Source organism: Lysinibacillus capsici, assembly GCF_003367505.1.
In the GTDB taxonomy this organism is placed as follows: Bacteria; Bacillota; Bacilli; order Bacillales_A; family Planococcaceae; genus Lysinibacillus; species Lysinibacillus capsici.
The window spans coordinates 1-25,418 of record NZ_PXXX01000008.1; the positions used below are offsets into that span (position 1 = coordinate 1).

The window sequence follows — 25,418 nt, forward strand, 5'->3', positions numbered from 1 at the left end:
CAGTTTTCAAGGTTCATTTTGTTTATTTCGTTGTCACCTCTTGGCGACTCATTTATAATATCAAGATTCCAAAACAAAGTCAACAGTTTCTCCAAAAATATTTTAATACAATATATAAATGTTTCAAACAACAATTATGGTTAAAATGCTCACTATTTAATTGATTACTATTATTGCGAAGTGTTTGTTAAGAAAAAATTATATTAGCACTTGCGTAGAGTACATCTCTTACCTAGTAAAAAAAGGCAAACCACATAATATAGTTTGCCCGTCTATCTATAAATTAGTTATGATACGTGAAATATAAAAACTGCGATTTTTCCCTAAATCAAAAATTTCCCCTGAATGAATTAATTTAATAAGTGGTCGTGTTGGGGCAAATTTATTTACAAACATTACTTCCCCACGTTCTAAATTAGAAAGTTCTACAATTGTACCTATCGGAAGATCTGCAACAATATCAATTAATGCACGTACTACTTTAATATCAAATTTACCAAACTCAGATTCATTAATCATTTCAATTACTTTAAATGAAGATTGTTTCGTTCTATATACTCGTTCACATGTCATAGCATGAAAAACGTCTGCAACAGCAATGATTTGTGCAAATATAGAAATATTGGCGATCTTTTCGTTCTTCGGATATCCACTACCATTTAAACGTTCATGATGTTGGAAGATTGCTTCTTTCATCGTTTCTTTTAATATAGTCAAATCTTTCACCATATTATGGCTATAAATCGGGTGTTTATATATCTCATCATATTCTTGCTCTGTTAATGGTGTCTTCTTATCCCTGATACGAGGATGTACTTTAGCCATACCACAATCAGCCAATAAACCACCGATGGCTACTTGAATAGTGGTTCCTCTATCATAACCAAGTTTTTGAGCAATAACTGAGGCAATCAGACCAGTTGCTACACAATGATGATACAGGTAGTCTTTTGGATTTGAATACTCATTTAAATCAAAAATAATAGTACGATCTTCTAGTACCATCTCTACTAAAGGTAAAATAATTGTTCTGGCCTTTGCAATATCTACCTTGGCGCCCGCTTCCCAGTTTTTAAATTCTTTTTTAAACTGTTCAACAGAATGATTATAGATTTTCCTAAAAGTCGGAAGTTCTTCTATTATAACTTCGACATCACTTTCATTCTTTTCTACACGCATATCATTTTCACTTTTATAAACGGGGACGGTGAAAATATTAAATGCATGAAAAACTTGCAAGTGTACATAAGAAATCATTGTATCTTTGAAAATAATCGGATACTGTGTATTAGCAAATATATCTTCAGAAATTACCTTGCCAACACCTAGCTCTGAAATTGGAACATGTATAGTTTCCACAGAATGAACACCTCTCCACTATTTCTTGCTTCAAAATAAGGTATTATCATTTTATCATGGAATTCAAAATAATTACTTATTTTTCATTATTTACGTAAAAAAACCGATGACGACATTCAATAATGTCGTCATCGGATTATATTATTCTTCGACTTCCTCTTCGTCTTCAAAAGACTCTTCTGCTTTTTCCACTTTAGCGACAGTTGCAACCAATTCGTCATCTCCTAGTCGAATTAAACGTACACCTTGCGTACTGCGTCCAATTAATGAAATATCATTTACATCCATACGAATAAGCATACCATTAATAGTTATAAGCATTAAATCCTCAGAACCATCGACGGTTTTTACAGCCACCATTGGACCATTCTTATCTGTAATCTGAATAGTTTTCAGTCCTACTCCACCACGACTTTGTAAACGATAGTCCTCTTCAGAAGTACGTTTACCGTAACCTTTTTCAGTTACTACTAATATTTCTTGCCCTGGTTCAACAATCTCCATGCCAACTACTTCATCACCATCACGTAGCTTAATGCCTCGAACACCACCAGCTGTACGGCCCATAGATCGAATGTCGTCTTCTTGGAAACGAACGAGCATACCATCGCGAGTACCAATAATCACTTGTTTCTCTCCATCTGTAAGACGTACCGAAATAAGATCGTCGTCTTCTCTCAAGCTGATTGCGATTAAACCATTTGTTCGGATGTTAGCAAATTGTGATACAGGGGTACGTTTTGTAATACCTGTTTTTGTGGTAAAGATAAAGTAAGCATCTTCATCAAACGACGCAACACGAATCATAGCTGTTACTTTTTCGCCTTTTTCTATATTAAGCAAGTTTACGATTGGTAACCCTTTAGCAGTACGACCGAACTCAGGAATTTCATATCCTTTTGCTCTAAATACTTTACCTTTAGACGTGAAGAATAAAATTGTATCGTGGGTAGAAGTATTCATTAGATGCTCTACAAAGTCGTCTTCATTTGTACCCATTCCTTGTACACCACGACCACCACGCTTTTGACTACGATATGTATTCGCAGCTAAACGCTTGATATAGCCATTATGTGTTAAAGTAACAACTGAGTTTTCAACAGGAATTAAATCCTCATCCTCAATCATTTCAATTCCACCTGATGTAATCTCAGTACGGCGCGTATCATTAAAACGTTCTTTCAACTCTAAGATTTCAGTACGAATAATATCTACAATTTTCTCTTCATCTGCTAATATTGCCTTTAATTCAGCTATAAGAACTTGAAGCTCTTGATATTCTGCTTCAATTTTTTCACGTTCTAAACCACTTAATCGAACGAGGCGCATATCTAAAATAGCTTGAGCCTGACGCTCCGATAAGCTAAAGCGTTCCATTAATTGAGGTTTTGCTTCTTCACCACTACGTGAACCACGTATAATAGCGATTATTTCATCAATATGATCGAGTGCGATTCGTAAGCCCTCTAAAATGTGAGCGCGGTCTTCAGCTTTTCGAAGATCAAACTCTGTACGACGACGAATAATTACTTTTTGGTGTTCTAAATAATGGTATAGCATTTCTTTTAAGCCTAATACTTTAGGCTGACCGTTTACTAAAGATAGCATATTGATACCGAAGCTAGATTGCATAGCTGTTTGTTTATATAAATTATTCAGTACAACATTAGCATTTGCATCTTTACGAACTTCAATCACTACACGCATACCACGACGGTCTGATTCATCACGTAAATTTGTGATTCCATCTATTTTTTTATCACGTACAAGCTCTGCAATTTTTTCAATAAGCTTAGCCTTATTCACTTGGTAAGGCAATTCATGAATAAGAATAGTTTCCTTACCATTTGCCTTTTGCTCAATTTCCACTTTCGCACGGATGATAATGGAACCTCGACCAGTTTCATAGGCTCTACGAATACCACTACGTCCTAAAATTAATCCACCAGTAGGAAAATCAGGGCCAGGAATGATTTCCATCAGCTCTTCAGTCGTAATGGCCGGATTTTCAGAAAGTGCTATAACAGCATCAATTGTTTCGCCCAATTGATGTGGTGGAATATTTGTTGCCATACCTACAGCAATCCCTGCTGCACCGTTGACTAAAAGATTTGGATAGCGACTTGGTAAAACTATTGGTTCTTTTTCTGATCCATCATAGTTATCTGTATAGTCAATTGTATCTTTATTAATATCACGGAGCATTTCCATTGCTATTTTAGACATACGTGATTCTGTATAACGCATGGCTGCTGCGCCATCACCATCAACAGAACCAAAGTTTCCGTGACCATCAACAAGCATGTAGCGATAGCTAAAATCTTGTGCCATACGTACCATTGCATCATAGATGGAAGAGTCACCATGTGGATGGTACTTACCCATTACATCCCCAACGATACGTGCTGACTTTTTGTAGGCTTTATCTGCTGTATTACCTAATTCCTGCATCCCATATAAAATACGACGATGAACTGGTTTTAATCCATCACGTACATCAGGTAATGCACGTGATACAATTACACTCATTGCATAATCAAGAAAGGATGTTTCAATTTCTTCTGTTATATTAACTCCTTTAACACCGGAGCGTTCTTGTTCTGACAAAGTGTAGACCTCCTCTCAAGAAAAATTAGATATCTAAATTAGCGTATACGGCATTTTCCTCGATAAATTGACGACGAGGTTCAACTTCATCGCCCATTAAACGTTCAAATGCTTGGTTTGCTTTAATTGCATCATCTAATTCTACTTGTAATAATGTGCGGTACTCAGGATCCATTGTTGTTTCCCAAAGCTGCTCAGCGTTCATTTCTCCAAGACCTTTATAACGCTGCACATTTGGCTTTGGCATTTTTGGTAGCCGTTCTAAAATTTCTTTTAATGTCTCTTCATCATAGCAATACTCAATATGTTTACCTTGTTTCACTTGATAAAGTGGTGGCTGTGCAATATAAATATAGCCAGCTTCTATAAGTGGTCGAAGGAAACGGAAGAAGAATGTTAAAAGTAATGTACGAATATGTGCCCCATCGACATCGGCATCTGTCATGATAATGATTTTATGATAACGAGCTTTCTCTAAATTAAACTCCTCACCAATACCAGTGCCGAATGCTGTTATCATCGCACGGATTTCCGCATTTGATAAAATTTTATCTAGACGAGCTTTCTCAACGTTAAGGATTTTACCACGTAAAGGTAAAATTGCTTGGAAGTGTCGATCACGTCCAGATTTAGCAGAACCACCGGCAGAATCACCCTCAACAATATAAATTTCACAATCAGCTGGGTTAGTAGAAGAACAGTCAGCTAATTTACCCGGTAAGCTAGATACTTCGAGGGCATTTTTACGACGAGTAAACTCACGTGCTTTTTTCGCAGCTACACGAGCACGGGCTGCCATTAATCCTTTTTCCACAATCTTTCGTGCAACCGTTGGATTTTCTAACATAAAACGCTCAAAGCCATCTGAGAACAAAGAATTGGTAATTTGACTTACTTCTGAATTCCCTAACTTTGTTTTTGTTTGTCCTTCAAATTGCGGATCTGGGTGTTTAACAGAAACTATAGCTGTTAACCCTTCTCGTACATCCTCACCTGTAAGATTAGCGTCAGATTCTTTTAGTAATCCACTTTTTCGTGCATAGTCATTAATAACGCGTGTAAGGGCTGTTTTAAACCCTGACTCATGTGTACCGCCCTCATACGTATTAATGTTATTAGCAAATGAAAAAATATTAGAAGAGAATCCAGCATTATATTGCATAGCAATTTCTACTGTGATGCCATCCTTCTCCCCAAGAACATCAATTGGATCATGGATTGGCTCTTTGGATTGATTTAAATGCTCAACATAAGAGCGAATACCACCTTCATAGTGGTATGTTGTTGAGCGAATCTCTTCTTCTCGTTCATCAGCAATCGTAATCTTAATACCACGATTTAAATAAGCCAATTCTCTAATACGATGAGCTAAAATATCATATTCATAAACAGTAGTTTCTTTAAATATTTCTGGGTCAGCTTTAAAACGCGTTGTTGTACCATTATGATCTGTGTCACCGATAACCATTAACTCTTGAACTGTTTTTCCACGTTCAAATTTTATTTCATGGATATGACCTTCACGATGTACTTGAACAATTGTTTCCACAGAAAGTGCATTTACTACTGATGCTCCAACTCCATGAAGACCACCAGAAACTTTATAGCCTCCACCGCCAAATTTACCACCAGCATGTAAAACAGTCATAATAACTTCAACAGCAGGCTTACCCATTTTTTCTTGAATACTAACTGGAATACCACGACCGTTATCTTCTACACGAATCCAGTTTTCTTTTTCAATTGTTACTTTGATATCTGTACAAAATCCTGCAAGTGCTTCATCGATACTATTATCAACAATTTCCCATACTAAATGGTGAAGCCCTTTAGAGCTAGTTGAACCGATATACATCCCTGGTCTTTTACGTACTGCTTCTAAACCTTCTAATACCTGTATCTGATCGGCCTCATAAGCTTGGTTTTGTAAACCTTCGTTCTCTATAGCCACGGCTTTCATCTACTCCTTCATAACATCATTGTGTGTAAATGAATGAACAGTCAACCGAGCTGACTATTACCATTCTTTTTGTAATCTAAAAAACTACCCTGGCTAACTTCTTTCAATCGCACCTTGTTTCACGTGGAACAGTTGAGCCTGTTCCATCGTTTCATGATGAATTCCTTCCACACTTGTGGTTGTAACAAAGGTTTGGACTTCACCCTGAATGGTATTTAATAAATGCGATTGGCGATAATCATCGAGTTCCGATAAAACATCATCTAAAAGTAGTATGGGTGTTTCATTTGTTTCTTGTTTAATTAATTCAATTTCAGCAAGCTTTAAAGACAATGCAGTAGTACGCTGCTGTCCTTGTGAACCATAAGTTTGAACATCATAGCCATTCACTAAAAATTGTAAATCATCTCGGTGTGGACCAACTAATGTCACGCCTCTATCAAATTCACGTTCTCTCGCTTCAATTAATTTTTGATGTAAAGTATTTTCAATTTCACTAGTAGAGTGTTCTTTTTCAATACCAGCTACCGTACGATATTTTATAACCAGTGTTTCCTTACCTTGCGATATACCTGCGTGTATGGGTTCCGCCCACTCTTGCAATAAATCCATAAATTGAAATCTTTTACGAATAATTTGGGTAGCAGCGTGAATATATTGTTCATTGTAGACCTCATACATCACATCATTTGGCATGGACTTGCCTTGGTTCATTTTTAAAAAATGGTTACGTTGTTTTAAAACTTTTTGAAAGGTTAATAAATCATGTAAATAGACAGGCGAAATTTGCCCAATCTCCATATCAATAAAACGCCGACGTATTTGCGGACTTCCCTTTACAACGTTCAAATCCTCTGGCGCAAACATAACGACATTCATTTGACCAATATAATGACTAAGGCGACTTTGCTCTATATGATTTATCTTGCCCTTTTTACCTTTCTTTGTAATCGTAAGTTCGATCGGTAAAATACCATGCCTTTTTTTAACGGCCCCTTCTATTTTACCATAGTCTGAATCCCAACGTATCAATTCTTTATCGTTCGTTGTTCGATGGGACTTAGCCATTGCTAAAACATAGATGGACTCCATAACATTTGTTTTTCCTTGTGCATTTTCACCAATGAAAACATTAATTTTTGGAGAGAAGTTTAAAGCTAAGGCATCATAGTTACGGTAATTTGTAAGTTTTATTTGCTCAATATACATAATTTATTGTCCAGTTGGTCCTATAATTTGAAAACGACCACATCCAGGAATATTTACAATATCTCCGTTACGTAATTTACGACCTCGACGATCGTCTACTTCTCCGTTTACATATACAGCATGTTCTTGTAAAAACCACTTGGCCATACCACCTGAACTAATGGCATCAGTAATTTTTAAAAGTTGCCCTAACGTGATGAACTCCTCATCAATTTTAATGTCCTGCATAGTGTGTTCCCCTCCGAATACAGACTGTCTATCTCTCTATCATACCTAAAATTACGCCATAAGTAAAAAAAGATAGTCACAATGAGCGACTATCTTAACAGATCTTATATTCTTTAGTAAGTTCGTACAGGTAAAATTAATTGTAAAATAGCATCATCATGAACGGAACGTAAAATAAACGGTCTCATTGCCCCAGTAAATTGAATAACTACGTCTTGTCCATCTATTGCTTTTAATGCTTCCATCATATATTTTGCACTGAATGAGATTTTCAAACCTTCCCCTTCTAATGCTTCCACAGGAATTTCTTCTTGTACTTTTCCGATTTCAGGAGAATTAGAAGAAACCTCAACTGCTTGGTTATCTAAAATTTCAAAACGGACAACATTATTACGATCTCCTCGTGCAACTAGTGATGCACGGTCAATAGCTTGTAATAAAGATTTACCATTAATTGTTACATTTGTTTGATACTCTTCAGGAATTAAACGAGTTGTGTCAGGATAATTTCCTTCCAGTAAGCGAGAGAAGAATAATACATCACCAGTTTTAAATAATACTTGCTGACTTGTAATAACGATTTGGACAAGATTTGTAGAATCTTCAAGTACTTTATTTAATTCATTCAAACTTTTCCCTGGAATTACTACACTATGTTCAACTTCTGGTAAATTTTCGAGTTGCACTTTACGTCTTGCCAAACGATGACTATCTGTTGCAACACAGATTAATGTTTCATTTTTGATCTGCCAGTTTACACCTGTCAACACGGGTCTACTTTCTGAAGTGGCAACAGCGAATACTGTTTCACGGATAATTGTTTTTAAGAGATCAGCAGGAATAGTAAATTTTTGATCTTCTGTAAGCTCTGGTAATAAAGGATACTCTGCTGCATCTGAGCCAATTAAATGGAATTCCGATTTCCCTGAACGAATATGCGTTTGGAAACCTGGTGTTACTTGAATTTCAACATCGTTTGTTGGTAATTTACGTACGATTTCATTAAACATACGTGCTTGTACAACAATTGAACCTGTTTCTGTAATGTGAATAATTTGTTGTCCATCTTCTTCTACTGGAATAAATGTTTGAATAGTTATATCAGCATCACTACCAGTTAAGCGGATCCCTTCCTCTGTTACGTCAATTTTAATACCAGTTAAAATCGGAATAGTTGTTTTTGAACTTACTGCTTTCATGACATCATTTAAACCTTCTAATAAACGGTCACGTAAAATATCAAATTTCATTCGTTTTCCCTCACATATTTATATTATTTATTTATATAAAATAAAAAGATATAGTAATAGGCCCTGTGGATTTGTGGATAAGTATATTTTTATGAATAAAATCAGTCTATCCACATGTAGATAGACTGTGTATAAGTTTGTGTTTAAATAGTTAGTTTGTCCACAGCAATTACTTGCCTAGCATACTACGAATTTGTTTAACATCTTGTTGAAGTTGAACGTCATTTTTCAACATAGAAGATATTTTTTCGTGCGCATGGATGACAGTCGTATGATCGCGGCCACCAAATTCTTCGCCAATTTTGGGCAGCGAAAAATCTGTCAACTCGCGCGATAAGTACATAGCGATTTGACGTGGAAAAGCAATTAATTTAGTACGTTTTTTAGCAGCGAAATCTTCCAAACGTATACTAAAATGTTCCCCTACTGCATTTTGAATGTCTAATATTGTCACTGTTCGCGGTTTTGAATTTGGAATGATATCCTTCAATGCCTCGGCAGCTAATGTCGCTGTAATATCTTTGTTTACAAGAGATGAGTAGGCAACGACGCGAATAAGCGCACCTTCAAGCTCCCTAATATTGGAGTCAATCTGGTTCGCAATATAAAGCATTACTTCATTTGGTACCTCTAGACCGTCTGCTTTTGCTTTTTTACGCAAAATAGCGATACGAGTTTCCAAATCGGGTGGCGCAATATCAGTTATTAACCCCCACTCGAAACGTGAACGGAGCCGATCTTCTAAAGTTGGGATCTCCTTAGGAGGTCGGTCACTTGATATAACAATTTGTTTGGATTCTTCATGTAAAGTATTAAAAGTGTGGAAAAATTCTTCTTGAGTTGATTCTTTTCCAGCAAGGAATTGAATATCATCAATTAGCAGTACATCCACGTTGCGGTACTTATTGCGAAAATCAAGTGCTTTGTTATCACGAATTGAGTTAATAAATTCATTTGTAAATTTCTCGGATGATAAGTACACTACTTTAGCATTTGGATTATGCTCTAATACATAATGACCAATAGCGTGCATTAAGTGCGTTTTACCTAGCCCTACTCCCCCATAAATAAAGAATGGATTGTATGCTTTAGCAGGTGCTTCAGCTACAGCTAGCGAAGCTGCATGTGCAAAGCGGTTACCAGAGCCAATAACAAACGTGTCAAAAGTATATTTCGGGTTTAACATACCTGGTGAAATATCATGATGTTCATTATTTTTTGCTTGGATAATCGGCGCTGGCAAATCAAAATCGTCCGAATCCTGGTTTTTTTGAACAACAAATTTAATAAGCAAGTCTTCGCCTGTTAGCTCCGTTAATATACCTGTAATCAAATGAATATAATGATTTTCAAGCCAGTCTCGAGCAAACGAATTTGGCGCAGCAATTGTCACAGTGGACCCACTACCATTGTAAGATAGTAACTTCGTAGACTTTAGCCACGTTTCGAAGCTTGGTTTAGAAATTTTTTGTTCAACTTGAGCCAGGACATTGTTCCATAGTTCTTCTAAATGTTCCAAGCTGCTAATCTCCTTTACAGTGTTCAATACAAAAAAAATCGCATTTATAGAATTGTAAATACGTTCATTTTATAACTCGTCCACATAATCACAAGTTGTGGATAAAAGTTAACCAAAGGCTGTGATAAAAATTATCCACAGCATATTAACAGTTGTGGATAATTAAAATGTTCGTTTTAGTTTTCAACAAAGTGAAGCACAGTAATCGTATCAGAAAAACAAAGCTATTTCAATAGTTTGTGAAACTTATCCACATAACTTACAGTTATGCACTTTATAGTTGTCCACAAGCACTGCTTATGTGAGAAACCTGTAGATAATTGTTGTGGATAAAAAATAATGCAAAAAATACTATACACAACTCTGTGTAAAAAAAACAAGTACTCTGTGGATAAATATTTTTATGTTTATGTAGAAAAAATATTTCTAGTAGAGTTCCAAACACTAGAAAATTGAGAATAGAATAAATAGATAGTTGGACGGATTAAAAGAAATTTGTGAAATTCATTGACAAAATAACTAGATACTTTATATAATATTCGAGTCTGTATGTTGAAAAATTCAACTCATATCAGGAGGTGTCTATATAAATGAAACGTACTTACCAACCAAAAAAACGTAAGCACAGCAAAGTACACGGTTTCCGCGCACGTATGAGCACGAAAAACGGTCGCAAAGTTCTTGCTGCTCGTCGTCGTAAAGGAAGAAAAGTTTTATCAGCATAAAATAAGTCCACTGAGCCACATCAGTGGTCTTTTTTTTCTTTATTTTTGGTAAACCTAGAAATGAGGATCAAAAGATATTATCTAATAGCAGGTGAAAGAAATGAAAAAACGCCAACGAGTGAAGAAGAATGATGATTTTCAAAAGGTGTTTAAAAAAGGTAAATCTTTCGCTAATCGTCAGTTTGTTGTTTATTTTTTAGTAAAAGAGGGACAAACGGAATTTCGTGTAGGTTTATCAGTTAGTAAGAAGCTTGGGAATGCGGTAACACGCAACCAAGTAAAACGCTATATTCGACAAAGTATTCATGAATTAAAAGATGAGCTAAAGCCGAATATGGATTATGTTATTATCGCCAGACATCCGGCGGCCACTATGGATTTTCATGAAGTGAAACAAAGTTTGCAGCATGTACTACGAATCGCAAAGGTAATGAAAAAAGTGTAATGTATGCAACCAAGTGGTGAAATTACGCCTGTACTGTTAGCAATAGAATAAATAATATGTGATTTTGCATAAAATTATATGTAAGAGAATTATACACACGGGGGTATTTGTGGCGAGAGTTTTCGCTTAAAAATATGTAAAATTCACAACTTATCTTAAGAATAAGCGTGTGTAGTTAGAATATTTAGTAGAGTGAATGTTATAGGCATGATAAAATAACTGATAACTTTATCTTCATCGAGGACTCTCAAAAGTGGACTGAAATAAAGATAAGGCTACTGACGTTAAACCGATTATGTGATAGGAAACTGTCGGTACAAAAAGAACCATATAGAATAAGAAAAAGTGAATAGTAATTGTAGGGGGAAGAAGGTTGAAAAAACAACATTGGGTAATTTTGTCACTAGTATCGGTAGCCTTACTACTTTCTGGTTGTACAGAATTCAATGAACCAATTTCCAAAGATAGCACAGGCTTCTGGAATGAATTCATTGTTTGGCCGTTGGTATCAGCAATAAAATACTTTGCTGATCTGCTAGGTACGTATGCATGGGGGATCATTGCCGTAACGATTATTATTCGTTTAGCAATTTTGCCATTGATGATCAAACAAACAAAGAGTTCTAAAAAGATGCAAGAAATTCAACCAAAATTGAAGGAACTGCAAAAGAAGTATGCTTCTAAGGATGCTCAGACACAACAACAATATCAGCAAGAAATGATGAAGTTAATGAGTGAATCTGGAGTAAATCCACTTGCAGGATGCTTACCAGTAATCATTCAAATGCCAATCTTAATTGGTTTCTATCATGCAATTAGCCGTATGAATGCAACATCAACATTTGATTTAGGGAATTTCTTTATCTTCCCGCTAGCAGATCCTGCACCTGCATTAGCTATTACAGCTGGCTTAATGCAATTTATCGTGTTACGTACAGGACCAGCAATGGATAATCCTCAAATGAAAATTATGATGTATATTATGCCATTCATGATTATTGGTTTTGGTATGGCCTTACCAGCTGCATTATCATTATACTGGGTAATCGGAAACATTATTTCGATTTTCCAAAACTTGTACATTTATAAACCTTGGAATAAAGATAAAACACAACCTGCTCAAAATGGAGGGGCTAAAAAGTGAAACAACTTACGCAAATAGGCGCAACAACACAAGAAGCGATCTCATTGGCGTTACAGAAACTTGGCAAAACCCGTGAACAAGTAGATGTTGAAGTTTTACAAGAAGGTAAAAAAGGATTTTTAGGTTTTGGTGCACGTTCTGCAGAGGTACGTGTAACAGTAAAAGAAGTTCAGGTTCCGACAATTGAAAGCGACAATGCGCAATTGCAGGTAGTAACTCAATTATATGAACCAATAGAAGTAGATGATGTTGAAACACTAAGTTCACAAGTTTCTGAACAACCAAGTGAAATGGAAGAAGTTCAACAAGTCGTTAAAGAACAAGATGAGGATGGAGACTTAGCAAATCCAATTGAAGAGGCAAAGGCTTATTTAAGTAATATCGCTGAACAATTGGCTATTCATGATCTTGAGATTGCTACGACACGCGAAGGGAAATATGTATTATTTCAACTAAAAAGTGAGAAAGCTGCCCTGCTTATAGGGAAACGAGGTCAAACATTAAATTCCTTACAGCAATTAACACAACTCGTATTAAATAAAAGCGCAAAGCAGTTCTTAATGGTGAAACTAGATGTAGAAAACTATCGCGAGCGTCGACAAGTAGCTTTAGAATTACTTGCGGATCGAATGGCGGATAAGGCATTACGCTTAAATCAACGTGTGGCATTTGAACCAATGCCGTCTTACGAACGAAAGATAATTCATAATCAATTAGCAAATCGTCTAGATCTTGAAACGTATTCAGAAGGTACGGAGCCTAATCGTTATTTAGTAATAGAACCCGTAAAAAAATAATTAGACTGTTTCACATAATCATACAGACAATATATTTTGAAAGGTCATTTTATCTTTTAGATAAAATGACCTTTTTTAATGAAACGTAGCAAATTTTGTCGAAAATATGATTAGCGAAAAATTGATTTTATCCACATTTGGAAATGATCCTTACTTTAGATTTTGCTGAAAATATGTTAGTCTAAGGTGTTAGTAAGTATTGGTCGGTTTTGATTATCCACATGTGGATAACGTTGAGGAGGTCATTAAATGGAGTTCGATACAATTGCTGCGATATCCACACCGATGGGTGAAGGTGCCATAGCCATCGTTCGTTTAAGTGGAGACGAGGCTGTGACGATTGCAGACAAAATATTCAAATCACCCGGGGGAAAAAGTTTAACAACCAAAGATTCGCACACTATTCATTATGGACATTTAGTCGATCCTAAAACTAATGAGGTAGTAGAGGAAGTAATGCTATCGCTGATGCGTGGGCCAAAAACATTCACACGTGAGGATGTAGTTGAAATAAACTGTCATGGTGGATTAGTTTCAGTCAAACGCGTGTTGCAACTTGCTTTAACAAATGGAGCAAGGTTAGCTGAGCCAGGTGAATTCACAAAACGTGCCTTTTTAAACGGACGTATTGATTTATCACAGGCTGAAGCAGTAATGGATTTGATAAGAGCTAAAACAGATCGTGCGATGAATGTGGCTCTGGGTCAAATGGATGGAAAATTATCGAGACTTATTGGTGATTTGCGCCAAGCTTTACTAGAGACATTAGCCCAAGTAGAGGTTAATATAGATTATCCAGAGTATGATGATGTAGAAGAAATGACTGTACCTGTATTAGTAGAGAAATGTACATGGGTAAAAAATGAAATTATAAAACTTTTGCAAACATCTTCTCAAGGAAAAATTTTACGTGAGGGATTATCAACAGTTATTTTAGGTCGTCCGAATGTAGGGAAATCTTCACTATTAAATAGCTTAGTACAAGAAAATAAGGCCATAGTGACAGATATTGCAGGGACTACTCGTGATATTATAGAGGAGTACGTCAATGTCCGAGGTGTTCCACTTCGTTTAGTGGATACAGCGGGTATTCGGGAAACAGAAGATATTGTTGAACGAATTGGAGTAGAACGCTCACGGGAAGCTCTTCGTGGAGCTGATTTAATTCTGTTTGTATTAAACTATGCAGATGAATTAACTGCTGAGGATGAGCGTCTATTCGAAACAATTGAAGCGATGGATTACATCGTTATTGTCAATAAAACAGATTTACCGCAAAAAATTGATTTGGCTCGTGTCAAGGAATTAGCTGGTGACCATCGCATTGTAACAACTTCTCTGCTACAAGAGGAAGGTATTACAGAGCTAGAAGAAGCCATTGCTGCATTGTTCTTTGAGGGACAAATCGAAGCGGGCGATTTAACATATGTTTCAAACGCAAGACATATTGCCCTTCTACACCAAGCACAAGCAACGGTAGAAGATGCAATAGCAGCTGCACAGGATGGTGTACCAGTTGATATGGTACAAATTGATGTAACAAGAACATGGGAAATACTTGGCGAAATCATTGGTGATACTGTTCAAGAAAGCCTCATCAATCAACTATTTTCTCAGTTCTGTTTAGGAAAATAATTTTCAGAAAGAAAGGAAGGTACGAGCATGCCAACAAAATATGAGGCAGGCACGTTTGATGTGATTGTGATTGGTGCTGGTCATGCAGGTTCAGAAGCTGCACATGCCGCAGCTAAAATGGGTGCTAACACATTAATGCTAACAATCAATTTAGATATGATTGCATTTATGCCATGTAATCCATCTATTGGTGGTCCTGCCAAAGGAATTGTCGTACGTGAGATTGACGCTTTAGGAGGCGTCATGGGGAAAGTGATAGATAAAACGCATATTCAAATGCGAATGTTGAATACAGGGAAAGGCCCAGCTGTACGTGCATTGCGCGCACAAGCGGACAAAGTTTTGTATCAGCAAGAAATGAAACGAGTATTAGAAGAAACACCAAACTTAACAATCCATCAAGGGATGGTTGAAGAGTTAATTATTGAGGATGGGGAAGTAAAAGGGGTCATTACACAAATTGGTGCCGTTTATCGTGCTAAAACAGTTGTCGTGACAACAGGTACTTTCCTACGTGGTGAAATCATTATTGGTGATATTAAATATTCAAGTGGTCCTAATAACCAACAACCGTCAATTCGCTTAGCTGATAATTTAAAAGAGCTAGGTTTTGATCTAGTTCGATTTAAAACAGGTACACCACCACGTGTGAATAATCGAACAATAGATTATGACAAAACAGAGATTCAACCAGGTGATGATGTTCCACGTGCATTTAGTTTTGAAACGACTGAATTCATCATGGATCAGCTACCTTGCTGGTTAACATATACAAGCCCTGAAACTCATGAAATTATTGAAGCAAATTTACATCTTTCACCGATGTATTCAGGGATGATTAAAGGGACAGGTCCACGTTATTGCCCATCTATTGAAGATAAAGTTGTACGTTTTAATGATAAGCCAAGACACCAAATCTTCTTAGAGCCAGAAGGCCGCAATACACGTGAGGTTTATGTTCAAGGTTTGTCAACAAGCCTACCAGAGCATGTTCAAACACGTTTACTAAAATCTATACCTGGCTTAGAGAATGCGGAAATGATGCGCGCTGGTTATGCTATTGAATACGATTCAATTGTGCCAACACAACTATGGCCAACTTTAGAAACAAAACGTATTAAAGGCTTATATACAGCGGGTCAAATCAACGGCACATCTGGCTATGAAGAAGCTGCCGCGCAAGGCTTAATGGCGGGCATGAATGCTGCTGCTAATGTACTAGGTAAAGACGAATTAATTTTGAGCCGTTCGGATGCTTATATTGGCGTTTTGATCGATGACCTAGTGACAAAAGGAACAAATGAGCCATATCGTTTATTAACATCTCGTGCAGAATATCGTTTACTATTACGTCACGATAATGCAGATCTACGATTAGTAGAGTTAGCTTACAATATGGGGATGATTCCACAAGAAAGATATGCTAGTTTCAATGAGAAAAAAGAGCTGATTGAAAATGAAATTGCACGTCTTCGTGAAGTCATTATTAAGCCAAATGAAGCGACACAATCTGTTATTCGTTCTGTTGGTGGTAGTGAATTAAAAGACGGTATACGTGGTGCAGACTTATTAAAACGCCCTGAAATGCACTATGAGTTAATCTCTTCTTTAATTCCGGCAGAAATCGAATTGGCGGATGAAGTGAAAGAACAAATTGAAATCCAGCTTAAATATGAAGGCTATATCGAAAAAGCATTGCAACAGGTAGAGAAACTACACAAAATGGAAAATAAAAAAATTCCTGAGAATATTGATTACGATGCTATTTCAGGTTTAGCAACAGAAGCGCGTCAAAAATTAAAACAAGTTACACCTCTATCTATTGCGCAAGCCTCTCGTATTTCTGGTGTTAATCCAGCTGATATTTCAATTCTGCTTGTTTATATTGAACAAGGTAAAATTGCGAAAGTAAGCAGCTGATCATCAACAACAGTAAAGTGAATAAGAGGCGGGCATACCATTGTGCCCGCTTCCTATTTTTAAAGCTATACTATTAGTTGGAGTTGTATAGCTAGATCAACAAAGGAGACTTTACATGAACGAACAACAATTTATTGAGGCTCTGAAAGAGAAAGGTATCGAACTTTCTGATATACAGATTGCTCAATTTAAAAAGTATTTTGAATTACTTGTTGAGTGGAATGAAAAGATGAATTTAACTGCCATTACAGATTTAGAAGGCGTGTATTTAAAGCATTTCTTCGATTCGATTAGTCCTTCATTTTACTTTGATTTTTCAAAAGTCATAACTGTTTGTGATGTTGGAGCAGGAGCTGGTTTCCCAAGTATCCCAATTAAAATCTGTTTCCCACATTTACAAGTTACAATTGTCGACTCCTTAAATAAAAGAATTACCTTTTTAAATCATTTAAGTGATGAGTTACAATTAGAGAATATGCATTTTGTACATGCTCGCGCGGAAGAGTTTGGCCAAAATTTAAAATACCGCGAACAATTTGATGTGGTAACAGCACGAGCTGTAGCTCGTTTATCCGTTCTAGCAGAGTTATGTGTACCTTTAGCGAAACAAGATGGATATTTTGTTGCTTTAAAAGCCGCAGCTGGGGCAGAAGAACTAAAGGATGCTAAAAAAGCTTTAACAACATTGGGTGTTAAACTGAGAGAGGAATTTTCTTTCAAGCTACCTGTTGAAGAAAGTGAACGCATTTTATATATATTTGATAAAATAAAAGGAACACCGAAAAAATATCCGCGTAAGCCAGGTGTACCAAATAAAACACCGATTCAATAATTAGTGTTTCATGTGAAACTTCTCAAAGTGGAAAATATTTTTTCTATTTTGAGCATACATACTAGTTATGGATGGTTCACGCAAAAGACATCTATGAACTATATACATTTAAAGAAATATAATAAATAATAATAGAATGACACAGAGCAAGATAGTTACTTAAAGGTGGTGCCACTTGGATGAAAAGTCCTTTTTCACGTTTTTTTGGAGGCGGAAGTAAAACAGAGCCTATTGTGAAAAATGAAGTAGAACAAGCAGAGGCGGTTCATGCAGCGGAAGAAGTCATAAAGTTGCCTATTGATCAAATTGTACCTAACCGTTTTCAGCCACGTACTATTTTTGATGATGAAAAAATTGAAGAATTATCAAGAACCATTCATACACATGGTGTGATTCAGCCAATTGTTGTACGTAAAATATCAGACAATCAATATGAAATTATCGCTGGTGAGCGTCGTTATCGAGCGATGAAAAAGCTACAATGGACAGAAGTCCCTGCTATTGTACGTAATTTAACTGATAAGGAAACAGCATCTATTGCGTTAATAGAGAACTTGCAGCGTGAGGAGTTAACTGCTATTGAAGAAGCGGTAGCCTATCAAAAATTATTAGAGCTTCATGAGCTAACACAGGAAGCTCTTGCCCAAAGACTTGGAAAAGGACAATCCACTGTAGCCAACAAATTACGTTTATTAAGGCTGCCAGATGAAGTACAGCAAGCTATTTTGAAGCGAAAAATATCTGAACGACATGCACGTGCATTAATTGCTATTAAAGATCAACCATTGCAACTAGAAATTTTGCAGCTAGCAATTGAAAATGATTGGAATGTGCGACAGTTAGAGGAGCAAATCCAGGCTATATTACATCCTATAGTTGATGAGCAGGAAGAATCAATTCCAAAGAAAGCTAAACCGAAACGTAAAGCTATAAGTAAAGATGTACGTATTGCTTTGAATACCATCAAACAGTCTTTAACGATGGTAACGAAAAGTGGGATTACGGTGAAAACTGAAGAAGAAGATACAGAAGAATACTATCAAATTACAGTGAAGATTCCTAAAAAGAAAAAAGTGTAATAAATTATTTTAGAAAAATAATTTATGATCAAATTTATCACTGTACAGGGGAGATATCTCAGAAGATTAATAGAGATATCTCCTTTTTTGTATTTATTCTTAATATTTTATACAACTCTCTTCAAATTTTTTGATAGAATGAAAGTTAGATAGCGGATTAAATAGTGATTTTACAAATGATTTGTCAAAGTAAACTTTGATAGATGAAAGCAGGTGCTTTTAAATGGGTAGAATTATAGCAATCGCCAATCAAAAGGGTGGCGTAGGTAAAACAACAACTTCGGTCAATTTGAGCGCTTGCCTAGCATACTTAGGTAAGAAAGTGCTTTTAATTGATACTGATCCGCAGGGGAATACAACAAGTGGACTTGGTATTAATAAAGGAGAAATACAGGGTTGTATTTATGATGTGCTCATTGATGATGAAGATGTTCAAAATGTCATTCAAAAAACAAATGTTGAAAATTTATCTATCGTGCCAGCAACTATCTCACTTGCAGGTGCAGAAATTGAATTGGTTTCGACTATTTCCAGAGAAGTACGTTTAAAACATGCTTTACAAAATGTGAAAGAGGATTTCGATTATATAATTATTGACTGTCCACCATCTTTAGGGCTTTTAACAATCAATGCGTTAACAGCTTCAGATGCGCTTATTATTCCTGTACAATGTGAATATTATGCATTGGAAGGATTAAGTCAATTACTATCAACAGTTCGCCTCGTTCAAAAGCATTTGAATCAACAGCTTTACATCGATGGCGTTTTATTAACAATGCTAGATGCACGCACAAACTTAGGCTTACAAGTTATTGAGGAAGTGAAAAAATATTTCCAAGATAAAGTATATAAAACAATAATCCCCCGTAATGTGCGATTAAGTGAGGCACCAAGTCATGGTCAACCAATCATCACTTATGATGCAAAATCTAGAGGTGCAGAAGTTTATTTAGAGATGGCGAGGGAAGTGATTAAAAATGGCTAAAGGTCTAGGAAAGGGTATTGGGGCATTATTTCCAGGAGAGTCTTTAGAACACAGTGGTCAAGTGGAAGAAATCCAATTAGATTTAATTGTTGCGAACCCATTTCAGCCACGTAAAATTTTCGATGAAGAAAGTTTACAAGAATTAGCTGATTCTATTAAAGAACATGGAATTTTGCAACCAATTGCTGTGCGTAAAAAAGCACGCAAGTTTGAAATTGTTGCGGGAGAGCGTCGTTACAGAGCTTGTCTATTAGCTGGCCTCGAGGTTATTCCTGTCATTATAAAAGAGCTAACAGATGCACAAATGATGGAGCTTGCTATTTTAGAAAATCTCCAACGTGAGGATTTAACTGTTATTGAAGAAGCAGAAGCCTATCAGAGTTTAATGGAAAACTTACATTTAACTCAGGAAGAGTTATCGAAGCGATTAGGAAAAAGTAGACCACATATTGCCAATCACGTTCGGCTACTGGCATTACCAGAAGATGTACGTAAACTGATGAATGATGGAACTTTATCGATGGGGCAAGGACGGGCATTACTCGGCTTAAAAAATAAAAGAAGAATATCAGAAGTGGCTAATAAGGTAATAAATTTAGGATTGAACGTACGTCAAGTTGAATTATTAGTGCAAAACTTAAATGAAGAAGTTTCACGTGAAACAATCCCTCCTAAGAAAAAAGATATCTTTGTAACGGCAAAGGAGTCACAATTACGAGACTACTTTGGAACAAATGTTCAAATAAAGAAAACAAGCAATAAAGGGAAAATAGAAATTGAATTTTATTCTGAAGATGATTTAGAACGAATATTGGAAATATTAAACATACAAGAAGAATAAAATAATATTTCTATAACTTAATCAGAGCGCCAAGCAAATAGGCGCTCTCTATTTTTTAGAGAGAAAGAAGGCTTAAGTGTGGTATTACTAGGGGCATTAATAAATGCTGTGTTAATTATAGTAGGAGCATTAGTAGGGCGCATTTTTAAAAATCTTCCTGAATCTATGAAATCTACGGTTCTTTCTATTATTGGTTTAGCCGTCACATTATTAGGGATAAAAATGGGCTTTGAAAGTGATAATTTTATTATATTGGTAGTAAGTTTAGTGGTAGGTACAGTAATAGGTGAGTGGTTAGATTTAGATAAACAAATGAATCGTCTAGGTAAATGGGTAGAGAGTTTATTTCGTACAAAACGGGATGACCAAAATCAAATTAGCATAGCAGAGGGCTTTGTAACTGCCTCCCTAATTTTTGTTGTAGGATCAATGGCTGTTATAGGTGCTCTTGATAGTGGTCTTCGTAATGATCATAATGTACTCATTACTAAAGGATTAATAGATGGATTTACATCCATTATTCTAGCCTCGACATTAGGTATAGGTGTAATGCTATCCGCTGTACCTGTCTTTGTTTATCAAGGATTAATAGCTCTTTTTGCAGGTGTTATAAGTTCCTTTATCCCTGATGCCGCACTACAAATGTTCATTACAGAAATGACAGCTGTTGGCGGGGTTATGATTATGGCAATAGGGTTAAACATTGCAGGCTTAGCTAAGATCAAAGCTGCTAACTTGCTTCCAGGTATCGTCATTGTTGGTATTATGGTGGCTATCTTCTACATTTTTTAGTGAATAACGATGAGCAGCCAGTAATAATGCTCTTGAAAGCTTTTCAGCCATTGCATAAGAAATATGAAGTCTGGTATTTTGTAAAACAAGCATTTCCATAAAGCCTCCAATATTGACGATTCCTTTCACGGAAATGTCTCCAATTGGGGGTAATTCTTTTTTTACAGCTTTTCCAGGGAAAATGGGTCCACTTTGAACTGAAATATGACCAACATTTTGCTCACTGCCGAGACAGGCATCAATCGCAATAATGAATGGTTTTGTAGTATGATTGTGTAGCTGTTGCATTGTAGAATCTAGGTTTAGAGCATGTAAAGGGTCTTCTAAGGAACCTACAATTTCATAAGGAAAGCTAACAGATTTTTTTAAAAAGCTACCAGTTAATGGACCAAGTGTATCACCCGTACATCGGTCACTGCCAATACAACAAAAAATTAGTCTTTCATGATGAAACGGTATATGTTCTAAAAATAATGTACTTAATTGCCAAACAGCATTTTTACTCTCATGATGAAGGGAATAAGGTAGTAACAAATTTGGTATAGTATTCATAAAAAAACTCACTTTCTTTTTATTTTTAGAAGTGCTCAATTTTTATGCAGTATACGCAAATTTTTAGCAAGTTATTCAAGAGGTGGTAATGATGGAAAAGAATAAAAAGTTAATGGAAAAATACTGGGACAAGCTCACATCTGAGGATCTTTGGGAAAAGGTTATTGATGCATCTATAGAAATTTTGCTCATTCTATTAGTATCGTGGATCGCTGTAAGATTAGGTAAAAAATTTATTAAAAAGGTGTTTTTAATCCGTATGCGTTCACCATTGAGCCACTCAGAGCGACGCCAACGAACAATTTCAAGATTATTACAAAGCGTGATTTCCTATGTCGTTTATTTCTCTGCAATCATTGGTATACTTTCTTCCTTAAATATAAAGGTAGCAGGTTTATTAGCGGGTGCAGGAATTGTTGGTTTAGCAATAGGTTTTGGTGCTCAAAGCTTAGTAAAGGATGTTATTACTGGATTCTTTATTATTTTTGAAGACCAGTTTGGTGTAGGGGATTATATAAAAATAAATGCTGCAGAAGGTACAGTTGTAGAAATTGGCTTACGTACAACAAAAATTAATGGTGCTACTGGTGAACAGTTCATCATTCCCAATGGTGCCATAGGCGAAGTCGTCAATTATTCTGTTAACAACTCCAAAATCTTTATAGATTTACAAATGGCCACGGATGCTGATTTTGAGAAAGCAGAAGGGGTTATTAATAAGTATTTAGAGACATTGCCTAAGATGCATAAAGAATTAATTGCAGCTCCGGTATTTCTAGGTGTGCAAAATGTTAAAGGGACAGAAGTAACCATTCGTATAGCTGCTGAAACATTACCGCAGCAACAATATGGAGTAGCACGTACCATACGCCGCGATATTACGAAACTCTTTGAAGAAAATAATATACCAATGGTCTATCCAAAAATGATGTTCTATGGCAAAGATGAGGGGAGAAGTGTGTAAGATGGAGGCAAAAAAATTTGGTTTAAACGATATTGTTGAAATGAAAAAACAACATCCATGCGGTACTAATAAATGGAAAATTATTCGTATGGGGGCGGATGTACGTATCAAATGCGAAGGATGTCAGCATAGTGTCATGATTCCACGTCGTGAATTTGAGAAAAAAATGAAAAAGGTTTTATTTTCTGCGGAAGAGTCGTAACATCAGGCATATTAGACTTTTTCTGGGTGAATCAATATAATAGATAAGGTTATAAGAGAGAAAATTTGAACTGAGTATAGAAAGGTTGTGTCCATCCATGGCATTAACAGCTGGAATCGTTGGTTTACCTAACGTTGGAAAATCAACATTATTTAACGCAATAACAAAAGCGGGCGCATTGGCTGCAAACTATCCATTCGCAACGATTGATCCAAACGTTGGTATAGTTGAAGTACCTGATGCACGTTTAGATAAATTAACAGAATTAGTGGTACCGAAAAAAACTGTGCCAACTGCATTTGAATTTACAGATATCGCTGGAATTGTTAAAGGTGCTTCCAAGGGTGAAGGATTAGGAAATAAGTTCCTAGCTCATATTCGTGAAGTAGACGCAATTTGTCAGGTAGTACGTTGTTTTGTAGACGAAAACATTACTCACGTTTCTGGTGCAGTAGATCCAATTGACGATATTGAAGTTATTAATCTAGAGCTTGCACTAGCTGACTTAGAATCTGTGGATAAACGTTTACAACGAGTTAGCAAAATGGCGAAACAAAAAGATAAAGAGGCTATGATAGAAGAGCCAGTGCTTCTAAAAATTAAAGAGCAACTAGAAAACGGTAAACCAGCTAGAGCAGCTGAGCTATCAGATGATGAATTAAAGGTAATTAAAGGTCTTCATCTACTAACAATTAAACCAATGCTTTATGTAGCAAACGTTTCAGAAGATGAAGTAGCAGATGCAGACAACAACGAGTATGTGAAAAAAGTACGTGAGTATGCATCCGCTGAAGGTGCACAGGTCATTACTATTTGTGCAAAAATCGAAGAAGAAATTTCTGAGTTAGATGATGAAGAAAAAGCTATGTTCTTAGAAGAATTAGGAATTAAAGAATCTGGTTTAGATCAACTAATTCGTACTTCTTATGACTTATTAGGACTAGCTACTTACTTCACTGCAGGTGTACAGGAGGTACGTGCCTGGACGTTCCGTAAAGGAATGAAAGCACCTCAATGTGCAGGTATTATTCATACTGACTTTGAGCGCGGCTTTATTCGTGCAGAAACAGTGGCATATGATGATCTTCTTGAGGCAGGTTCGCAAGCAGCGGCTAAGGAAGCTGGTAAAGTACGTCTTGAAGGTAAAGAATATGAAGTACAAGATGGCGATATTATGTTATTCCGCTTTAATGTATAAAAAACTTACAAGGGCAATCTAAAATGGTTGCCCTTTTTCGATTGCTTAGTTATCAGAATTTTTAATGTATGGAGGCGACTTATGAATGAATCCTGTGCAAATTAAGGAACGTGGTTTAGAGTTTGAGCAACTGGGGATGTTACCACAAGATGTCTTAGATTATATTTATGAACAACGATTATTCAAATTGTTCACTCCAAGAGAATTAGGTGGTATGGATTTAAATTTAGTAGAAGGTGTAAAGATATTTCAACAGATGTCTGCACTTGATGGCAATTTTGGATGGCTCATTACTATTGGTACAGGTGGAAACGCATTTATTCCAACATTCAGTAAGGAAATTTGTGAAAAAATCTATTCTCCTAAAGAAGCAGTTATAGCAGGTAGTGGATATCCAACAGGGATAGCTGTAAAAACAATTGGAGGCTATTATGTAACAGGGCAATGGAAGTATTGTAGTGGTTCTAATTATGCATCAACATTTACGATGAATTGTTTAATTGAAGAAGATGGTATCAAAACCGAAAAAATTATTAGCTGCTCAGTAAATCCACATGATGTAGAAATTTTGAATGATTGGTCTGCAATGGGTTTAAAGGCAACAGCTAGTCATACAATCCGTGTAAACAATGTTTGGGTACCACAGGAAGCTACTTTTCAATTAGGGGTCATCAGAAATGATTATGGCAATTCAGTACATAGCTTTCCATTTACCACTTTTGCAGAGGCTTCTTTTTTAGGCGTTTGTCTTGGGATGACAGAGAATTTTTTAGAAGAAGCTTTTGCTTTAATAAAGCAACGAAATCATGATGGAAGCAGAACTGAGCGAATTGGAGCCTTCCAATTTTTATTGATGCAGCAGCATAAACGTTTCAAGCAATGCGAGGAACAGTTTTATGCAACATTATCTGTCTTTTGGCAACAGCATCAAAAAGGTGAACAATTAACGGAAGAGGAATTATCACAATTTACTCAATTGGCTAAGGATATAGCTGCTGCTTGCTTAGAGATAGCGAATAATTTAATACGCTGTCTTGGTATGGATGCTATTACAGAAACATCTATGATTAACCGTATTTGGAGAAATTTATATACAGCAGCCCAGCATGGATTTTTAACTCCTTAAAGTATTAAATAGAATCTGTAGTTGTTCATTTCTAATCTACAGATTCTAT

Annotated in this window: 23 protein-coding genes; 15 read left to right on the forward strand and 8 right to left on the reverse strand. The window is 36.1% G+C overall.

Annotated features, from left to right (window positions below):
• Positions 1-276: 276 nt before the first annotated feature.
• The 7 genes from C7B89_RS04265 to dnaA form a co-directional block, all read right to left on the reverse strand.
• Positions 277-1,359 (reverse strand): HD-GYP domain-containing protein, encoded by a 1,083-nt coding sequence (locus C7B89_RS04265; protein WP_054548809.1) that lies wholly within the window; start codon positions 1,357-1,359, stop codon positions 277-279.
• Positions 1,360-1,500: 141 nt separating this feature from the next.
• The gene (gyrA, locus tag C7B89_RS04270; RefSeq protein WP_066038361.1) at positions 1,501-3,966 is read right to left on the reverse strand and encodes a DNA gyrase subunit A; all 2,466 of its coding nucleotides are present in this window, start codon (positions 3,964-3,966) and stop codon (positions 1,501-1,503) included.
• A gap of 25 nt (positions 3,967-3,991) precedes the next feature.
• Positions 3,992-5,926 carry a DNA topoisomerase (ATP-hydrolyzing) subunit B gene (gyrB, locus tag C7B89_RS04275; RefSeq protein ID WP_048395198.1) on the reverse strand — a complete coding sequence of 645 codons (1,935 nt, stop codon included), beginning with the start codon at positions 5,924-5,926 and terminating at the stop codon, positions 3,992-3,994.
• Positions 5,927-6,019: 93 nt separating this feature from the next.
• Positions 6,020-7,135 (reverse strand): DNA replication/repair protein RecF, encoded by a 1,116-nt coding sequence (recF, locus tag C7B89_RS04280; RefSeq protein WP_048395200.1) that lies wholly within the window; start codon positions 7,133-7,135, stop codon positions 6,020-6,022.
• 3 nt (positions 7,136-7,138) lie between these two features.
• The gene (gene yaaA, locus C7B89_RS04285; protein ID WP_004233303.1) at positions 7,139-7,363 is read right to left on the reverse strand and encodes a S4 domain-containing protein YaaA; all 225 of its coding nucleotides are present in this window, start codon (positions 7,361-7,363) and stop codon (positions 7,139-7,141) included.
• Positions 7,364-7,476: 113 nt separating this feature from the next.
• Positions 7,477-8,613 (reverse strand): DNA polymerase III subunit beta, encoded by a 1,137-nt coding sequence (gene dnaN / locus C7B89_RS04290; RefSeq protein ID WP_004233305.1) that lies wholly within the window; start codon positions 8,611-8,613, stop codon positions 7,477-7,479.
• A gap of 169 nt (positions 8,614-8,782) precedes the next feature.
• Complete coding sequence (dnaA, locus tag C7B89_RS04295; RefSeq protein WP_004233307.1) at positions 8,783-10,132, reverse strand: chromosomal replication initiator protein DnaA; 1,350 nt, start codon at positions 10,130-10,132, stop codon at positions 8,783-8,785.
• A 590-nt stretch (positions 10,133-10,722) separates the two neighbouring features.
• On the opposite strand from dnaA, the gene rpmH reads away from it, so the two are divergent.
• The 11 genes from rpmH (at position 10,723) to C7B89_RS04350 (ending at position 21,327) form a co-directional block, all read left to right on the forward strand.
• Positions 10,723-10,857, forward strand: coding sequence for a 50S ribosomal protein L34 (gene rpmH, locus C7B89_RS04300; RefSeq protein ID WP_004233310.1), 135 nt, complete (start codon positions 10,723-10,725; stop codon positions 10,855-10,857).
• A gap of 100 nt (positions 10,858-10,957) precedes the next feature.
• Complete coding sequence (gene rnpA / locus C7B89_RS04305; RefSeq protein ID WP_048395204.1) at positions 10,958-11,302, forward strand: ribonuclease P protein component; 345 nt, start codon at positions 10,958-10,960, stop codon at positions 11,300-11,302.
• A 373-nt stretch (positions 11,303-11,675) separates the two neighbouring features.
• On the forward strand, positions 11,676-12,446 hold the full coding sequence (gene yidC, locus C7B89_RS04310) for a membrane protein insertase YidC (RefSeq protein WP_025115704.1): 771 nt from the start codon (positions 11,676-11,678) through the stop codon (positions 12,444-12,446).
• On the forward strand, positions 12,443-13,243 hold the full coding sequence (gene jag / locus C7B89_RS04315) for an RNA-binding cell elongation regulator Jag/EloR (RefSeq protein WP_115673213.1): 801 nt from the start codon (positions 12,443-12,445) through the stop codon (positions 13,241-13,243). Before yidC ends, jag begins: the two co-directional genes overlap by 4 nt.
• Before the next feature lie 249 nt (positions 13,244-13,492).
• Positions 13,493-14,878: a tRNA uridine-5-carboxymethylaminomethyl(34) synthesis GTPase MnmE gene (gene mnmE, locus C7B89_RS04320; RefSeq protein ID WP_054548811.1), complete on the forward strand. Its 1,386-nt coding sequence runs from the start codon at positions 13,493-13,495 to the stop codon at positions 14,876-14,878.
• Between the two features lie 27 nt (positions 14,879-14,905).
• Positions 14,906-16,798 (forward strand): tRNA uridine-5-carboxymethylaminomethyl(34) synthesis enzyme MnmG, encoded by a 1,893-nt coding sequence (gene mnmG, locus C7B89_RS04325; RefSeq protein ID WP_048395211.1) that lies wholly within the window; start codon positions 14,906-14,908, stop codon positions 16,796-16,798.
• A 115-nt stretch (positions 16,799-16,913) separates the two neighbouring features.
• On the forward strand, positions 16,914-17,630 hold the full coding sequence (gene rsmG / locus C7B89_RS04330; protein ID WP_066038358.1) for a 16S rRNA (guanine(527)-N(7))-methyltransferase RsmG: 717 nt from the start codon (positions 16,914-16,916) through the stop codon (positions 17,628-17,630).
• A gap of 179 nt (positions 17,631-17,809) precedes the next feature.
• Entirely contained in the window at positions 17,810-18,709 is a 900-nt protein-coding gene (noc, locus tag C7B89_RS04335; protein ID WP_115673214.1) for a nucleoid occlusion protein, read from the forward strand.
• Between the two features lie 223 nt (positions 18,710-18,932).
• Positions 18,933-19,694 (forward strand): ParA family protein, encoded by a 762-nt coding sequence (locus tag C7B89_RS04340; protein ID WP_048395216.1) that lies wholly within the window; start codon positions 18,933-18,935, stop codon positions 19,692-19,694.
• A complete protein-coding gene (locus C7B89_RS04345; protein ID WP_115673215.1) occupies positions 19,687-20,535 on the forward strand; it encodes a ParB/RepB/Spo0J family partition protein in 849 nt (282 codons plus the stop codon). Before C7B89_RS04340 ends, C7B89_RS04345 begins: the two co-directional genes overlap by 8 nt.
• 78 nt (positions 20,536-20,613) lie before the next feature.
• Positions 20,614-21,327, forward strand: a complete 714-nt coding sequence (locus C7B89_RS04350; RefSeq protein ID WP_048395220.1) for a DUF554 domain-containing protein — start codon at positions 20,614-20,616, stop codon at positions 21,325-21,327.
• Here the strand turns inward: C7B89_RS04350 and yyaC are convergent.
• Positions 21,247-21,879 (reverse strand): spore protease YyaC, encoded by a 633-nt coding sequence (gene yyaC, locus C7B89_RS04355; RefSeq protein ID WP_048395222.1) that lies wholly within the window; start codon positions 21,877-21,879, stop codon positions 21,247-21,249. The two genes, C7B89_RS04350 and yyaC, sit on opposite strands and share 81 nt — an antisense overlap.
• A 91-nt stretch (positions 21,880-21,970) precedes the next feature.
• On the opposite strand from yyaC, the gene C7B89_RS04360 reads away from it, so the two are divergent.
• From C7B89_RS04360 to C7B89_RS04375, 4 genes are all read left to right on the forward strand, one after another.
• Entirely contained in the window at positions 21,971-22,843 is an 873-nt protein-coding gene (locus C7B89_RS04360) for a mechanosensitive ion channel family protein (RefSeq protein ID WP_048395224.1), read from the forward strand.
• 1 nt (position 22,844) lies between these two features.
• Positions 22,845-23,045 carry a DUF951 domain-containing protein gene (locus tag C7B89_RS04365; RefSeq protein ID WP_048395226.1) on the forward strand — a complete coding sequence of 67 codons (201 nt, stop codon included), beginning with the start codon at positions 22,845-22,847 and terminating at the stop codon, positions 23,043-23,045.
• Positions 23,046-23,142: 97 nt separating this feature from the next.
• Complete coding sequence (ychF, locus tag C7B89_RS04370; protein WP_016994923.1) at positions 23,143-24,243, forward strand: redox-regulated ATPase YchF; 1,101 nt, start codon at positions 23,143-23,145, stop codon at positions 24,241-24,243.
• An 85-nt stretch (positions 24,244-24,328) separates the two neighbouring features.
• Entirely contained in the window at positions 24,329-25,369 is a 1,041-nt protein-coding gene (locus tag C7B89_RS04375) for an acyl-CoA dehydrogenase family protein (protein ID WP_115673216.1), read from the forward strand.
• Positions 25,370-25,418: the final 49 nt, after the last annotated feature.

What these genes read in the sequence shown, in the direction of transcription:
- gyrB (WP_048395198.1), bottom strand. Translation starts at nt 5,926, where the DNA reads ATGAAAGCCGTGGCTATAGAGAACGAAGGTTTACAAAACCAAGCTTAT.
- C7B89_RS04375 (WP_115673216.1), top strand. Translation starts at nt 24,329, where the DNA reads ATGAATCCTGTGCAAATTAAGGAACGTGGTTTAGAGTTTGAGCAACTG.
- recF (WP_048395200.1), bottom strand. Translation starts at nt 7,135, where the DNA reads ATGTATATTGAGCAAATAAAACTTACAAATTACCGTAACTATGATGCC.
- C7B89_RS04365 (WP_048395226.1), top strand. Translation starts at nt 22,845, where the DNA reads ATGGAGGCAAAAAAATTTGGTTTAAACGATATTGTTGAAATGAAAAAA.
- C7B89_RS04340 (WP_048395216.1), top strand. Translation starts at nt 18,933, where the DNA reads ATGGGTAGAATTATAGCAATCGCCAATCAAAAGGGTGGCGTAGGTAAA.
- mnmE (WP_054548811.1), top strand. Translation starts at nt 13,493, where the DNA reads ATGGAGTTCGATACAATTGCTGCGATATCCACACCGATGGGTGAAGGT.
- yaaA (WP_004233303.1), bottom strand. Translation starts at nt 7,363, where the DNA reads ATGCAGGACATTAAAATTGATGAGGAGTTCATCACGTTAGGGCAACTT.
- C7B89_RS04345 (WP_115673215.1), top strand. Translation starts at nt 19,687, where the DNA reads ATGGCTAAAGGTCTAGGAAAGGGTATTGGGGCATTATTTCCAGGAGAG.
- rsmG (WP_066038358.1), top strand. Translation starts at nt 16,914, where the DNA reads ATGAACGAACAACAATTTATTGAGGCTCTGAAAGAGAAAGGTATCGAA.
- rnpA (WP_048395204.1), top strand. Translation starts at nt 10,958, where the DNA reads ATGAAAAAACGCCAACGAGTGAAGAAGAATGATGATTTTCAAAAGGTG.
- ychF (WP_016994923.1), top strand. Translation starts at nt 23,143, where the DNA reads ATGGCATTAACAGCTGGAATCGTTGGTTTACCTAACGTTGGAAAATCA.
- dnaN (WP_004233305.1), bottom strand. Translation starts at nt 8,613, where the DNA reads ATGAAATTTGATATTTTACGTGACCGTTTATTAGAAGGTTTAAATGAT.
- mnmG (WP_048395211.1), top strand. Translation starts at nt 14,906, where the DNA reads ATGCCAACAAAATATGAGGCAGGCACGTTTGATGTGATTGTGATTGGT.
- yyaC (WP_048395222.1), bottom strand. Translation starts at nt 21,879, where the DNA reads ATGAATACTATACCAAATTTGTTACTACCTTATTCCCTTCATCATGAG.
- rpmH (WP_004233310.1), top strand. Translation starts at nt 10,723, where the DNA reads ATGAAACGTACTTACCAACCAAAAAAACGTAAGCACAGCAAAGTACAC.
- noc (WP_115673214.1), top strand. Translation starts at nt 17,810, where the DNA reads ATGAAAAGTCCTTTTTCACGTTTTTTTGGAGGCGGAAGTAAAACAGAG.
- C7B89_RS04360 (WP_048395224.1), top strand. Translation starts at nt 21,971, where the DNA reads ATGGAAAAGAATAAAAAGTTAATGGAAAAATACTGGGACAAGCTCACA.